The sequence below is a fragment of the Pusillimonas sp. ANT_WB101 genome, assembly GCF_008369125.1.
Taxonomy (GTDB): Bacteria; Pseudomonadota; Gammaproteobacteria; order Burkholderiales; family Burkholderiaceae_B; genus Allopusillimonas.
In genome coordinates this window covers 562,488-576,542 of sequence record NZ_VOAY01000001.1, presented here as the reverse complement: position 1 = coordinate 576,542, position 14,055 = coordinate 562,488, and the positions used below count along the sequence as shown (strand labels likewise).

The window sequence follows — 14,055 nt, the reverse complement described above, 5'->3', positions numbered from 1 at the left end:
GCTGCAAATGTGAGGTTGGCACAAACCATGAGACTTAACAGCAGCGCGAAAAGCAGCGTACTGCAAGACATGAGTGTTCGAGAAGAAAACAGCATGATTCGTCCTGATGTAGAAGCAGGTTTTGATGTATGACGGGGTGGAAGGGTTAAACGCCTAGGCGCTCGACTGCTGCACCAAACCGTAAGAATACCCTTATATGCGTGACCCGCTGTGCATTCGCGTCGGTGTGCGTTACGATATGTACACGATAATACGTCTCATTTATAATTTAAAAACTGTGTGTACTTTATAACTCGCCAAACAACTTCAGCCGCTGCAACCGCAACATTTCGTATTGCTCTTTCGTATTGCTCTTTCGTATTGCTCTTTCGTATTGCTCTTTCGTATTGCTCTTTCGTATTGCTCTTTCGTATTGCTCCTTCACCCCGTTCTATTACACGTTTCATCATGACTTTACGCCAACGCATTCTTCATCTCGTCGCTGCTGTGATGCTCGGCAGTACTTCCTTTTCTCTCCATGCTGCGGGTGCTGACACGCGCGCACTACACGTTGTCGCCACCACAGGCATGCTGGCCGACGCCATCCGTGAGGTTGGCGGCAACCGGGTAAAGGTGGCTGCACTCTTGGGGCCGGGTGTAGACCCCCATCTTTATCGCCAAACACATTTAGATGTCACACGTCTGGCCCGGGCAGATCTGGTGGTTTATCACGGCCTCAACCTCGAAGCACAGTTGGTTCCGTTGCTGGCTGATCTTGCACGAACCAAACCTGTTGTGGCCCTGGCCGAAACCATACCTCGCGAAGCACTTTTAGCCGATGAAGAAAACCCCACGCTCTTCGATCCCCATGTTTGGATGAACCCTGCGCTTTGGCAACAGGTGGTCAACGCGGCCCGCGACGCGCTGATCTCGGTTGACCCTAAAGGTAAAAATCACTACGAGCAGCAGGCAATACGTTACAACCAGGCCATCAACGCCATGTATAAGCGCACCCAAGCCATACTGCACACAGTTCCCTCCGAAAAACGCGTGCTCATTACCGCGCACGACGCCTTTCAGTATTTCGCACAGGCCTATGGCTACGAAGTGCTGGCCGTACAAGGCATATCCACCGAAAGCGAAGCCAGCCTCCATCAAATCGGGCAACTTGTCCAGACCATAACTCAACGCAAAATCAGCGCCATATTTGTAGAGTCATCGGTACCCGACCAAAGCATTCGTGCGCTGGCTGAGGGCGCTGCAGCGCAAGGGCAGCGCGTCGTCATCGGTGGCGAACTCTACTCTGATGCCCTGGGCCCTGAAGGCACCCCCGAGGGCACCTACCTGGGCATGATCGAACACAACGCCCAGATCATAGCCAAAGGGTTAAGCAGTGCGTCAGTTTCTTCGCCCTGAAAGGTCAAACAGCACGCCAATCCACCTAGCCTGAACAGTTAAACAGCCGGTCGATCTCCCTCCCCTGAAGGGTTGAACAGCACCTCAACTTCCCTGCCCTGAAAGGTTAATCAGCACGTCGATTCTCTTTCCCCGAACAGGGTAAACAGCAGGTCGATTCTCTTGCCCCGAAGGGATAAACAGCACGTCAATTTCCTTGTCTTGAACGGCAAGTTTTTACGGGTGAACTAATGGATACCACATGGTCAGATGCGGCATTTCACGCCGACACCATGGAACCCGCTCTGACCATACATGGTCTTACGGTGTGCTATGCGTCAGCATGCGCCTTATTTTCGGTCGACTACACAGCTGCCACCGCTAGCATGAACGCCATTGTCGGGCCCAACGGCGCTGGCAAATCTACACTGATCAAGGCCGCCCTTGGCATTACGCCACGCGTAAGTGGTGATATCCTGTTTTTTGGTCAGCCGCTCTCTCGCGTTCGTGCCCGGGTCGCCTACGTGCCCCAGCGTGCCAGCATAGATTGGCACTTCCCCGCCACGGCATACGACGTAGTCGCCATGGGCATGTACAGAGAGCTTGGCTGGCTGCGCCCGTGGCGCCGACCACACCGCTTGCGTGTGCTTAGCTGCCTCGACCAGGTTGGCATGGGCCGCTTCGCATCGCGACAAATAGGCCAGCTTTCTGGGGGGCAACAACAGCGCGTATTTGTAGCCCGCGCTCTGGCACAAAACGCTGACCTATTCATACTTGATGAACCCTTCGCCGGTATAGACGCCGCCACCGAGCGAGCCATCGCCACGCTGCTACACCGGCTTGCAGGCACTGGAAAAACGGTTATTTGTGTGCATCACGACCTTGCCACCGTGCCTGAGTACTTTGATTTTGTCATGCTGCTCAATGTGCGTAACATCGCAATAGGCCCGGTGCGCACCATCTTTACACCAGAAAAAGTGCAAGAGGCCTATGGCGGCCAGCTTACACCAGGCCAACTAGACCGCCTGCGTCGCGACCTGGCCTGCCGTTCAGCAACTCCTGCCACCACGCCGGTTGCCGCACCATGACGTCACGCTTAGGCCGCAAACGGCACGCTGCATCCATCGCCTCTCTGATTTCTGAAAGGCTGTGCATTCTTGTTCAAAAAACTGAGAGCAGCCAATTCTTGCGTGTAAGGGGCACTCGATGAATCTTTTTATTGACGCCCTTTTTTTCCGTGCAAACTACAACACAACTGTCGTATGTCTGGGTGCGATTATGTTGGGTGCAGCCGCCGGCGCCTTGGGCACGTTTATTTTGTTGCGGCAACGTTCACTCGCCAGTGATGCTGTCGGCCATGCCACGTTGCCTGGCCTGACAGCCGCATTTATTATCATGGCCCTCTTAACGGGTGACGGCCGATGGATGCCTGGCCTCATGCTTGGCGCCGCAGGTAGCGCAGCCTTGGGACTGTGGTGCATGCATTTGTTAGTCAGCCGAACCCGCCTGCAGCAAGACGCCGCCATTGCAGCCGTACTCTCGACTTTCTTCGGCCTGGGCGTGGTCATGCTCACAGTGGTTCAATCGCTGGGCACCGGGCGGCCTGCGGGCCTCAATGCATACCTATTGGGGACCGCCGCAGGTATGCTGCGTCACGAGGCTCAACTCATCGCCGTTCTCTCACTGGCAACCGGCATCATCATTTATATGGTGCGCCGCCCTCTTACCTTGTTGTGTTTCGATAGCCAGCACGCCTCTATCGCAGGCATTCCCGTCCACCTGCTTGATCTAGCAATATCTGGGTTATTGCTGGCATTGGTTGTCACAAGCCTGAAAATCGTAGGTCTGATACTCAGTGTTGCGCTTTGCATTATTCCGGCGGCCGCAGCGCGCTTCTGGACCAACCGCGTAACAACCATGGTTTTGGTGTCAGCGGCCTTCGGGGCCACCGGTAGCCACATCGGCGCCGCACTCTCGTCGACAGCGCACTCACTGCCAACGGGGGCCGTTATTACGTTGTCTTTGTTTATGTTGTTTCTGATTTCGATGCTGGCCGCGCCGTCGGGGGGCCTGATTGCCACGGCGCTACGGCACAGGCACTACCAACAACAGGTGCATCTACGTCAAGGCCTGCTAGCTCTTGAAAAGCAAAAGCACATTTGCAGCCCTGAAACTCTGCGACTATTGCGTAAGGCGGGGTGGGTGCACGCTAACGGGCTCACCACGGCGGCCGGCGCGCTGGCTGCGCGCGGCGCGCGACGCGATGAAAACCTCTGGGCGCTATACAGAAGGCTTTACCCCGACCAAGCCGCCCACTTACAACAGCCGCATATGCAGCCCTTACACACATATCTTCCAGCCACTCAGTTTCGCGAATTTGAACAACACTACCGGCAGGCCGGCGCCGAACAAAACCCGGTAGGTTCGATGCCCCACGTAACGACTACTGCGTAAAGTTTTCAACCCGCCCGCGCCTCGACCCAATGTATGCAGAATTTATTCAGCTAAGCCTCACACCTCTTGCCGTCGCCGTACTGGCCAGCGTGGTATGTGCGATCCCTGGCAACTTCCTGGTGTTGCGCAAGCAAAGCATGCTCGGCGACGCCATTAGTCACGTAATATTGCTGGGGCTGGTAGGCGTCTTTGTGTTGACCGACACACTTTCCACAGGGCCCATGCTGGCAGGCGCTGCCGTAGCCGCCTTGCTGGCTGTCGCACTTATTGAAACCATACAGCGCTTAACACATATAGAACCCGGTGCGGCCATAGGCGTCGTGTTTACAACCATGTTTGCGGCCGGCGTCTTATGGCTGGAGCAATCGCGCAGCGCCACCGTGCATTTTGATGTCGAACATGTACTGTATGGCAATCTTGAAAGCCTGATCTGGCTAGACGCAACCGGCTGGCACTCATTGTGGGACCGAGCAGCGCTGGCTACCGTGCCGGTTGCATTGCCACGGCTAATCGTGATACTTGCCGTACTAATCGTAATGACTAGTGTAGGTTGGCGGCCACTTAAAGCAGCCACATTTGACCAGGGGTTTGCTGCCAGCACCGGAGCCCGTCCGGCCGTGGTCAGTGCCTTGTTGTTGGCAATGGTTGCCCTGGCAACGGTGGCCGCGTTTCAGGCAGTGGGTGCCATTATCGTGGTGGCCATGCTTACATGCCCCGCCGCAAGTGCACGCTTACTTACCAACAACCTCGCGGCTCAAGTTGGCATCAGCGTGTTGCTGGCCGCTATAGCCGCGCTGGCCGGCTATACGCTGGCAGCCTGGGGGCCACATTGGTTAGGCTGGCACAAAAGCCTGAGCGCTGCCGGCATGATTGCATCAATGGGAGGGCTAATATTGGCGCTGGCCTGCCTGTATGGCCCTTGCCGCCATCGCCCAGCGTGATCAATTGCCCTGTTTTACCGGGCTGTGCACCCCATTTAACGCGTGCTCGTCGCCAACCACTACACATTGCCTGTAAGTACGAGAGCAAATATCGCCATCTCGCCAATAATTGCCATGGCTGACACACCCCACCTGACATATGACCAGATCAGCCTCTGGCCATGCCACCTGGGCATCTTCTTGCACGACGACGTCACCGTTAGCCTGTTTTGCAGGATAACCACCCAGATTGTGTGCTCGCCTGGCGCTATTCCATGCGTGCGCGGTATCGCGCAAAAAGACCGCAATGCGTAACTGCATTATTTGATCTTGAAGCTGCATTAATTGCGCTTCAAGACGCGTTATTTCGCCAGCCTGAGACAGCAACATTTGACTGCAACGAACTTGTGCGCGGCCGTATTCGGCCACTAAGGCATGATGCTCGGAGACTAAACCTGGTACTTCACCGGACGACATGACCATAAGGCCCCCTATCTATACACAAAAAGCCCACCTATTATAGATGGGAATCATTCTTATTTACAGGGTTTCGATTTATTGCCCTAACGCAAAAGCCAGCGGCCCTATGCATGCTAGGATATAGCGATGATATTGGCAGTACGAAGCATGTGCGCCACGCGCCAGCGGGCAACCCTTCATGCGCGCTGTTGCCCACTGTTAATTCAAATATCTCGCATTACGGGCCTTTAAATGATATCGAGCATAGATTTTGCGGAGCTCTACCGGCGTCATTTACTGCACAGCCAGCGTGCGCCACGGCCTGCCAGCGTCTGGGATGCCCGTGCCAAAGAACTCAGCCGAAAAGCCCGGCACAGCAGCTACGCCCAAGACTTCATTTCACATATGGATCTGGACGGCGTCAGCACTTTGTTAGACGTGGGCTGCGGCCCAGGCACTATTTGCCTGCCACTGGCTCATCGTTTGCAGCATGTTTACGGCCTCGATTACAGCGCTGGCATGCTTGACTGTCTTATGGAAATCGCTGCTGATCAAAAACTAACCAACGTCACCGCCCTGCACTTATCCTGGGACAGCGACTGGTCGGGCGTGCCCGTATGTGATATTGCGGTAGCCTCACGCTCGTCCATGGTCAATGATCTGGCTCTGGCTATAGAAAAACTCAATAAACATGCGCGTAAGCGTGTGTACATGACGCATATCGTGGGTGGTCATTTCATTGACGCACAAATTGCTTCTTTACTGGGCCGCATTCACGAACCGGTGCCCGACTATATATACGCCGTCAATATTCTGTATGCCATGGGCATACACCCCACTCTTAGCTACATTGAGACGCCCAGCCGTCTGGCTGGCGCCAAAGACTTTACAGGCTTTGCGGAAAAAGTCGCCGGGTCGGTTGGCGAGCTGTCACCGCCTGAACTTGCCACATTGCACGCCTGGTACAACGACAACCCTGAACGCGCACAAAGCGGCGTTGCACCCATGCAATGGGCGTTGCTTTCGTGGAAACCCAAAATGACCCGTGTACCTGCCTGAAATCCTGCCTGACTGCAGAAGCAGTACCATGACACCATCCATTCAAGAACCTGACGCATTAAGGACCAACAGCGTCACAAACTATGATCGAGACCCGCCATGACTGACGCAGAGCAACCCCTACCCGTCGCAGCCATTATGCATGAGAGCAGCGACAATGCCGATGACGTTCTCTTGCAGTTTGCCTTGTCCATGAAAAAAGCAGGGCTAAAGGTACGTGGTGTGGCACAGGTCACCACATTGCGCCCGCCTGCAAGCGCACGCGATATGAGCATTATTGACATTTCCACGGGCGAGCGTCTGAAAATATCGCAGCACCGCGGTAAAGATGCACGTGGCTGCTGTCTTGACTCCGCCGCCCTGTCAGACGCCAGTATTATTTTGCGCCGCGCCTGTGTCGATCAACCGGATCTTACGGTAGTTAATCGCTTTGGCAGAATGGAGGCAGAAGGCAGTGGGTTTGCCGAAGAACTGCTCGAACTGATGGCCATGGGGCTGCCTGTACTGACAGTAGTTGACCATAAATACATTGATGCCTGGCGTGAATTTACAGGCGGCATGGCAACTGAGTTGGCACCTGACAAAGACGCTTTGAGCGCATGGTATGCCGGGCTTCCGAACGCAACCACCGTGGCAGACTGACTCGTCAAGCGTTAGTGCGTGACTCAATTGTCGAATCACGCCAAGCCAGATTAAATTGGTTTTCGCTCAGGCTGTGAGGGGGTGTCTCATGGTAACGTGCTCGATACCAGCATCCATGTAGGTGATGCCTTCAGCCACAAAACCACGGCGCGTATAAAACTTGAGGGCATGGGTTTGCGCAGAGAGCACTACTTCCATGTGGTGCCGCAGCCGGGCTTCGTTCATGAGCGCGTCAAGTAATTTAGACCCTATTCCCATGCCCCGGCATTTTGCCCTGACGGCGATGCGACCGATATGCCCATCGGGCAGCAGACGCCCAGTTCCTATGGCCTCGCCTTGGCTGTTATACGCAACGGCGTGGATGCAATTTTCATCTTGGTGGTCAAGTTCAAGTTCAAGTGGCACGTTTTGTTCTTGTACAAACACTTCGTGCCGGATGACCATGGCATGGTCACGGCAGGCGGCCCAGTCGCCTATCTGGATTTTTACTGGATGGCTCAAGAGTAGCTCCTTAACTAATCAAGCAACCTTCAACTAACTGCCTGAACAGCGTAAATTTTACTCGACGATCATCTATGATGTTGAAACATAGCGAAACAAGGGAGACTGTATGCATCAAGTATTAACGCGCCACACAGCATTTTATGCCGTAATTATCGCAACTGGCGTGTGCCTGCTGCTGGCGTTATTTATCAATGGCTGGTGGATGATCGCCGCCTTCATATTTGCAGCGCTGTCAGTGCTTGGCTATGTAGATCTTCACCAAACCAGTCATGCCATTCGTCGTAACTACCCGGTAATCGGCAACCTCAGATTTCTCTTTGAATATATACGGCCTGAAATACGCCAGTATTTTTTTGAAGACGATACCACCTCCCAGCCTTTTTCAAGAGTGGATCGTTCGCTTGTTTACCAGCGCGCAAAAAGACAGGTGGACAAGCGCCCTTTTGGTACGCAACGTGACGTTTACCGAAGTGACTATGAGTGGATAAACCACTCCATGGAACCTGTACACCCTGAGTCTAGCGACTTTCGCATCACGGTCGGTGGTCCAGACTGCACGCAGCCTGTTTCGCTATCGGTACTCAATATTTCGGCGATGAGCTTTGGCGCCTTATCCGCCAATGCAGTGCTTGCGCTTAACAAAGGTGCGGCCTTGGGCAACTTCGCTCATGATACGGGTGAAGGCGGAATCAGCAGCTACCATCTTGAACACAAAGGGCCTCTCATCTGGAACATAGGCTCGGGGTATTTTGGCTGCAATGACAGCCAGGGCCGTTTTTCAGAAGAAAGGTTTGCCGAAAACGCCTGTCGCGAAAATGTACAGATGATAGAAATAAAGCTGTCACAGGGTGCCAAACCCGGACACGGCGGCATACTGCCAGGCGCCAAGGTTACCCCTGAGATCGCTGCTGCCCGAGGCGTCCCGGCGTGGCAAGACTGTAACTCACCGGCACAGCACAGCGAATTTACGACACCCATAGAGCTAATGCACTTTATCGCCAAGCTGCGCACTTTGTCGGGCGGAAAGCCCATTGGGTTCAAACTCTGTATTGGCCACCCCTGGGAATGGTTTGCCATCGCCAAAGCCATGCTAAAAACGGGAATCACCCCCGACTTTATTGTTGTGGACGGCGCAGAAGGCGGCACAGGCGCTGCGCCCATCGAGTTTGTGGATCATGTTGGAACACCGTTGCGTGAGGCGTTACGTCTGGTACACAACACGCTAGTGGGCATAGGACTGCGCGACCGCATTAAGCTGGGTGCATCCGGAAAGATTATCAGCGCCTTTGACATGGCACGCACCATGGCGCTGGGCGCCGACTGGTGCAACAGCGCACGCGGTTTCATGTTTGCCATAGGCTGTATCCAGGCCCAAGTCTGCCATACCGGTAAATGCCCTACGGGCGTCACTACCCAAGATCCAAAACGTCAGGCGGCCCTGGTGGTGGGCGACAAATCCCAGCGCGTGGAAGGTTTCCATCGTAATACACTGGCTGCCCTGGCTGAGCTTTTGGGGGCTGCGGGCCTGCGTCATCCAAGTGAGTTACGCCCGCATCATATTGCCCGCCGAATTTCCACCGGTGAGGTTCGCGTACTGTCAGTGCTGTACCCGGATCTCGACAAAGGCGAACTGATCGAGGGCACGTATCGCATGCGTATTTTCCGTACGGCATGGCCCATGGCACAGGCAGACTCTTTTGCGCCGCTGTACAGCCTTAGTGCAGCACTGTCCGGCAATACAGAGAGCGCCCTACCCTCCGACGCCACGGAGGCAAACCGCGCTGGAGCAGACTGATGATGTTGCTGCTTGATGGTTGATGGTTGATGGTTGATGGTTGATGGTTGATGGTTTGTAATAGGTTCAGACCAGCGGACTATATGGACGTAAATGCCGTACACAATTTCTAGGGTTTTCCCTAGTATTATGCGCACCATTATCTGAGTAATCTGAAGTTGCTGTCACTGACAGCTCGGCTTTTTCTCTAAAAGCCTTCGACGCACACTCAACGTGTAGCGTCTACTGCTCACAGCAGCAGTAAGGCCCCGCCAAAAGGCGGGGCCTTTTGATTTATGACTGCCTACGCAGGGGCCAATCACGGTGTAAATGCCAGGCTTTTCGCTGAAAGCCGGTGAGCCGTCAGAACTATTCCAGAGACTTCTGGTGCCAGGCAGCGCCCTCATTTGCACAAACTTAAAAATCCATGTTAAAGTGCTGCTCTTTGGCGCATTAGCTCAGCCGGTTAGAGCGACGGAATCATAATCCGCAGGTCCCCTGTTCGAATCAGGGATGCGCCACCAGATTCCGATTCTCTTGATAGTGTTAGCTACAAAGGCTTTCAAGAGAATAAAAGACGTACAAAGAAGCCCCTGTTAGGGGCTTTTTTTCGTACTTTGCGACAGTATTGCTACAGCCCAAACTAAACACCGTAATTCTTAAATCATAAAAAGGTGTTTATCATGGCGTCAATCGTTAAACGCGGTAGTAGCTTCCAAGCCCGCGTCACGAAGAAGGGGCATCGCCTCTTTCAAACTTTCGATACAAAATCAGCAGCTCGACTGTGGGCCGCCGAAATAGAAGGAAAAATCATTTCAGGTCTACATCGGGATGATGGCGAAGCTCGAGCTACCGTCTTCAAAGATCTACTGAAACGCTATCGGGAACAGGTTACACCCACAAAAAAGGGTGCAAAGCAAGAGTCCCGGCTCATTGCTCGACTCGAACGCGAATCGTTTTCCAACTTATGTTTATCAGACCTACGTCAAACTCATTTCATCCAGTTCCGGGACACACGTTTAAAAAACGTACGTCAAGCTACTGTAAGAACGGACCTGGCCGTTTTAAGTTCCATTATTAATTACGCACGAAGGGAATGGCAAATTTACTTGCCTGAAAATCCCGTCCAACTCGTTCGAAAGCCAAGTGTAAAGAACGCTCGTAGTCGAGTGCTGCGACTACAAGAAGAAGAATACCTATTGAAGGCCCTCTCGCCATGCTCCCGGTCTTTCAACGCCCAAGGGCGCATTATCCATGGAGCCATCAAGCCAGAATGGCGGTGGCTATTTATCCTCGCAACGGAGACGGCGATGAGACGTGGGGAGCTACTTTCGCTAAGGTGGGAAGATGTGCACATAAAGGATAGTTGGGTCTGTGCCCGCGATACAAAAAACGGCGAAGATCGCGACGTTCCTTTGACCCCCAATGCCACAAGCGTGTTTAAACAAATTCATGCCCAGGCCTCGCATGAAAGTGGCCCTGTTTTTAACGTCACTGGAAATGCTGTGAACTTGGCGTGGCGTGATGGAATTGCACGCGCTAAAGGGCTATACCTTGCCGATTGCAAAAAACTTGGCATCCCTGAAGACCCAGAATTCCTCTGTAACCTAACATGGCATGATTTGCGACACGAAGCGATTACCCGTCTTGCTGGCCTAGTATCTGGCACTTTAGAACTATCCCGAATTACGGGACATAAGACACTGCAAATGCTGCAACGTTACTACAACCCGACAGCAAAAAGCCTCGCCAAGAAGCTCGCACTTAGCCTCACTACACGTAGTTAAGATATCACAATAGCTTCGGCGAAGCGGCCCTTTAAACGGGCCGCATCGCTCTACCTGTTCGCAGATCTCCTAATCACGCAGCCAATGCATAAACCAGCTTACGCATACCTTCGGCTGCATCTCCGACATTAGGGTATTGAGCACAACGCAGAGCCTCCTCTTCTTTCTCACCCCGAACAACAACACAGAAGAGCCCCCCGCCAAGCGCGACTTCGAATCTCGACACATCCGCCATGGACAGAAAGAGCTCTTTCTCTCGGTCGTCGTCTGGTTCGTAGAAACAGCGAATAAAATCGCCCACTATCAAAGGTTCAAATATTTCCATATCACTTCTCCACAAGAGCCCATTTTTGGGCGAAATTTTTACTGCAAAATTATCTTTAATATTGATGCTTAGAACGCTGTGTCGGCCGCTTAGCTTGATGCCGCCTTATATTAAGATGGGCTTTTCTTGCTGTTATCGCTTTCACAACACGAGCAGGTGAAACCAGCGGAGCAGATCGAGACTCCATGCATTTAGCAATTTCCATTCGAGGTTGGGTACCGGCACAAACTGAAGTCTCCAGACCAACACTTGTCACTCTAGCCAGTTGGTTTTTTGTTCCACGGCTAATCTCAGTGTTCTTTTGCTGATCGCTGAAACTCTTAAGAAACGGTGAATTTTCGTTCTGCCGCTGCTCTACTCGACTGCTGATTTCCGCTAACTTCTGCTTGTCGCATTTAAGGTCAAACTCCAACGCCTGTAGTCCTAACAAATCCAGACCGATTCGAGCGAACACACGATTTAAGAACTTCGCACCTGCACCAGCATCTTCCAACCTTCTCTCTTTCAGCTTTATGCTTCGTATCAGTGCACGTTTAAAGGTTTTCATACCTTCCACATCAGACCAAATGGGAGCTTGAGACGCGCTGGTGTCCATCGTGTCGTCAACTAGTGCAGCATAATTAGAAGTAATAAGATGCTCGTAACTGCTGCACTCAACGTTCCTACTAGTATTGGCACCAGGAAGGCAGACCGCTGATACTGGGTCATCAATTGATTTAAGCGCAGCTGTGCTGCCGAGACTTTCCGGAGTTCGTTCACAGTTAAGTTCGCCTGCTTTTTCACTACGCTCTCCGTTCCGCTGATCACTTTTTGCGTTGCTATTATTAATGGGTGGATCTTGCTCGCCAGTTCGTCCGCAGAAGCCACTAGTAAGCTGTTCAGCGAATGCAACTGACTCTGCAAGTCGTGAATGCTTTTGATAGTCTCCAATTGGGGACTTGAGTCGTTCAACTGTCGAACTGTCTCTGTCTTTGTCATAATCGATCCCTTTACTAAGCTGTGGCCACTTATATTTATCCCCTAGCTTGCTACCACTAAACACTAATTGATCTACGTCATCGCACAATCGAAATGACAAGCCCTTTACGCCGTTTCTATCTGACATGGGCAACACCTGCACGCCCGCCCCTTCAAGTCGCTCAACAAATTGTAGAAAGCTAGGTCTTCCTTCCACCGCTGCCCCCACAAGCTTTTGCAAACGTTGTCTCGGTGGCTCTTGTCCCAGTCGTAACGATTTTTCAATCTCGCTTTTTTTGGGTAGTGCGTTTGCAGGCATTACTACACGTCCTAGTTCATCGATCTCATGGCTTTTCGTAACGCGTAGCTGATGGCTCTTTTCGATCTGAGCAATAATCCGCGTACTTTGTAAGTTTTCGTTTTTACCAAGGTACAACGTCCCATTGAGACCAATCCGGGACGCAATGATATGTACGTGCTGACCATCCACTTCATCATGCATAACGTACGTGCGCTGATGCGCATCGGTGAATCCGAGATTTTTCATGTAATCGTCACAAATGTGTACCCACCTATCCTTGCTCAGCTTGTCACCAGCCGGTAATCGAAGAGCTTGGTGCCAAACCGGTTTCTCCACGGTTGGCCTCAGAGCTCGACTCACACCAAACTCACTAGCTAGACTTCGAGCATTGGTATAAATCATGTTTCCGCCCATAAAGTGAGCAGACACGTTTGCAAACACGTAGTTGAGAATGCCTCGAAAGCCACTCCCTCTTTTAACGGCTCGCATAGCTTTCACAAGCCCTCCTCGCAGGCCTCGTTGTCCTCGTCATCGAGGGCAACGAGGAGATCTATTCCACTAATCAGCCGCGAACGCAGCTCCTGCAATAAGTTGGTGATGTGCTCAAAATCAACTTCCACACTTGAGTTCAGACGATGTGAAATCTGATTGATGTTGATACCGATACGAGCTAGTTCAAGTCCATGATCAATGTTCAACGATGGAATAACTTTGGGAGTTGTTTGAAGGACTACAAGCCGCATCCATGCTCCCCTCTGCAGAGCTCCACGCTTCATATCTAGCAATTTCAGCTCACTCGCGTTCAGGCGCACGCTCACGCAATGTGTACGCTTCTCACCACGGCTGAACAAACGACCATATCGCTTAGCTTTCACTTCCATAACATCTCCGAATCAATAAACGCTGTACTCCCGCCATAGCGGGACAAGAGAACCAAGCGAAGCGCCGGTTAGCTCTTGCTTCTAACCTAGTGGCAGGGCATATCCGAGATATTGATACAAATCTATCTGCAAAGGAAGTACGACAAAGTGAGGGCGATTTCGACTTATATGTACTACCGCTCTTGGCGAGCGTGACTGCTTCCATCGCCATCGCGTTGCACACATGCTTGCAGGAACAGTTACCAACGCTCTGGCAGAAATCGAAAACAGCCAAAGCTATTTGATATGCCTTGTACAAGTGGTCACGTGAACGCGCTTTTTGGGCGCTAGCAGTGCTGTCGATCAAGCTCTATACCGGGACTGCCCAGGCTAACGGCCTGAACTCCGATGTGTAGCTACGCCACGTGTTGATAGCAATCGCCGACCATACAGTGAATCAGGTTAGCGAATGTCGAACTTCGGTGTAGGGCCACGTTTGCCGCATACAGCGATAAACCGAGACGTCTTGGTTTCGCGAAAGATGACCTTCTTGCTTTGAACGTTACGTTGTATTGCTTAGAGTAAGTACAACAGTATCGTGACTGGCTCATGTCTTGAGCCTACAACCTGCGAGACAGC

14 protein-coding genes and 1 tRNA gene are annotated in these 14,055 nt (G+C 52.5%); 9 read left to right on the top strand and 6 right to left on the bottom strand.

What is annotated here, in order from left to right:
- Positions 1-257 precede the first annotated feature (257 nt).
- A complete protein-coding gene (locus FQ179_RS02820) occupies positions 258-449 on the bottom strand; it encodes a hypothetical protein (protein ID WP_149395759.1) in 192 nt (63 codons plus the stop codon).
- Here FQ179_RS02820 and FQ179_RS02815 point away from each other — a divergent pair.
- From FQ179_RS02815 to FQ179_RS02800, 4 genes are all read left to right on the top strand, one after another.
- Complete coding sequence (locus tag FQ179_RS02815; RefSeq protein ID WP_149395758.1) at positions 448-1,395, top strand: metal ABC transporter solute-binding protein, Zn/Mn family; 948 nt, start codon at positions 448-450, stop codon at positions 1,393-1,395. The two genes, FQ179_RS02820 and FQ179_RS02815, sit on opposite strands and share 2 nt — an antisense overlap.
- A 230-nt stretch (positions 1,396-1,625) precedes the next feature.
- Complete coding sequence (locus tag FQ179_RS02810; RefSeq protein ID WP_304654080.1) at positions 1,626-2,462, top strand: metal ABC transporter ATP-binding protein; 837 nt, start codon at positions 1,626-1,628, stop codon at positions 2,460-2,462.
- A 118-nt stretch (positions 2,463-2,580) separates the two neighbouring features.
- A complete protein-coding gene (locus FQ179_RS02805; protein WP_149395757.1) occupies positions 2,581-3,828 on the top strand; it encodes a metal ABC transporter permease in 1,248 nt (415 codons plus the stop codon).
- A gap of 29 nt (positions 3,829-3,857) precedes the next feature.
- The gene (locus FQ179_RS02800; RefSeq protein ID WP_149395756.1) at positions 3,858-4,769 is read left to right on the top strand and encodes a metal ABC transporter permease; all 912 of its coding nucleotides are present in this window, start codon (positions 3,858-3,860) and stop codon (positions 4,767-4,769) included.
- Here FQ179_RS02800 and FQ179_RS02795 read toward each other — a convergent pair whose 3' ends face one another.
- The gene (locus tag FQ179_RS02795) at positions 4,770-5,225 is read right to left on the bottom strand and encodes a hypothetical protein (RefSeq protein WP_149395755.1); all 456 of its coding nucleotides are present in this window, start codon (positions 5,223-5,225) and stop codon (positions 4,770-4,772) included. It abuts the gene before it with no gap.
- Between the two features lie 234 nt (positions 5,226-5,459).
- Here FQ179_RS02795 and FQ179_RS02790 point away from each other — a divergent pair, with 234 nt between their 5' ends.
- Together FQ179_RS02790 and FQ179_RS02785 are read left to right on the top strand one after the other, a co-directional pair.
- Complete coding sequence (locus FQ179_RS02790) at positions 5,460-6,266, top strand: class I SAM-dependent methyltransferase (protein ID WP_149395754.1); 807 nt, start codon at positions 5,460-5,462, stop codon at positions 6,264-6,266.
- 99 nt (positions 6,267-6,365) lie between these two features.
- Complete coding sequence (locus tag FQ179_RS02785; protein WP_149395753.1) at positions 6,366-6,908, top strand: DUF2478 domain-containing protein; 543 nt, start codon at positions 6,366-6,368, stop codon at positions 6,906-6,908.
- Positions 6,909-6,974: 66 nt separating this feature from the next.
- Here the strand turns inward: FQ179_RS02785 and FQ179_RS02780 are convergent, their stop codons facing one another.
- On the bottom strand, positions 6,975-7,409 hold the full coding sequence (locus FQ179_RS02780; RefSeq protein ID WP_255474806.1) for a GNAT family N-acetyltransferase: 435 nt from the start codon (positions 7,407-7,409) through the stop codon (positions 6,975-6,977).
- 109 nt (positions 7,410-7,518) lie between these two features.
- Here FQ179_RS02780 and FQ179_RS02775 point away from each other — a divergent pair, with 109 nt between their 5' ends.
- From FQ179_RS02775 to FQ179_RS02765, 3 genes are all read left to right on the top strand, one after another.
- Positions 7,519-9,207 carry an FMN-binding glutamate synthase family protein gene (locus tag FQ179_RS02775; protein WP_149395752.1) on the top strand — a complete coding sequence of 563 codons (1,689 nt, stop codon included), beginning with the start codon at positions 7,519-7,521 and terminating at the stop codon, positions 9,205-9,207.
- 426 nt (positions 9,208-9,633) lie between these two features.
- A tRNA-Met gene (locus FQ179_RS02770) sits at positions 9,634-9,710 on the top strand.
- A 159-nt stretch (positions 9,711-9,869) separates the two neighbouring features.
- The gene (locus tag FQ179_RS02765; RefSeq protein ID WP_149395751.1) at positions 9,870-10,973 is read left to right on the top strand and encodes a site-specific integrase; all 1,104 of its coding nucleotides are present in this window, start codon (positions 9,870-9,872) and stop codon (positions 10,971-10,973) included.
- A 73-nt stretch (positions 10,974-11,046) separates the two neighbouring features.
- On the opposite strand, the gene FQ179_RS02760 is transcribed toward FQ179_RS02765, so the two are convergent.
- From FQ179_RS02760 to mobC, 3 genes are read right to left on the bottom strand one after another with little or no spacing between them, the layout of a single operon-like run.
- Positions 11,047-11,298, bottom strand: coding sequence for a hypothetical protein (locus FQ179_RS02760; protein ID WP_149395750.1), 252 nt, complete (start codon positions 11,296-11,298; stop codon positions 11,047-11,049).
- A gap of 55 nt (positions 11,299-11,353) precedes the next feature.
- Positions 11,354-13,045, bottom strand: a complete 1,692-nt coding sequence (locus tag FQ179_RS02755; RefSeq protein ID WP_255474899.1) for a relaxase/mobilization nuclease domain-containing protein — start codon at positions 13,043-13,045, stop codon at positions 11,354-11,356.
- A 5-nt stretch (positions 13,046-13,050) separates the two neighbouring features.
- Positions 13,051-13,437 (bottom strand): plasmid mobilization relaxosome protein MobC, encoded by a 387-nt coding sequence (mobC, locus tag FQ179_RS02750; RefSeq protein WP_149395748.1) that lies wholly within the window; start codon positions 13,435-13,437, stop codon positions 13,051-13,053.
- Between the last annotated feature and the right edge of the window lie 618 nt (positions 13,438-14,055).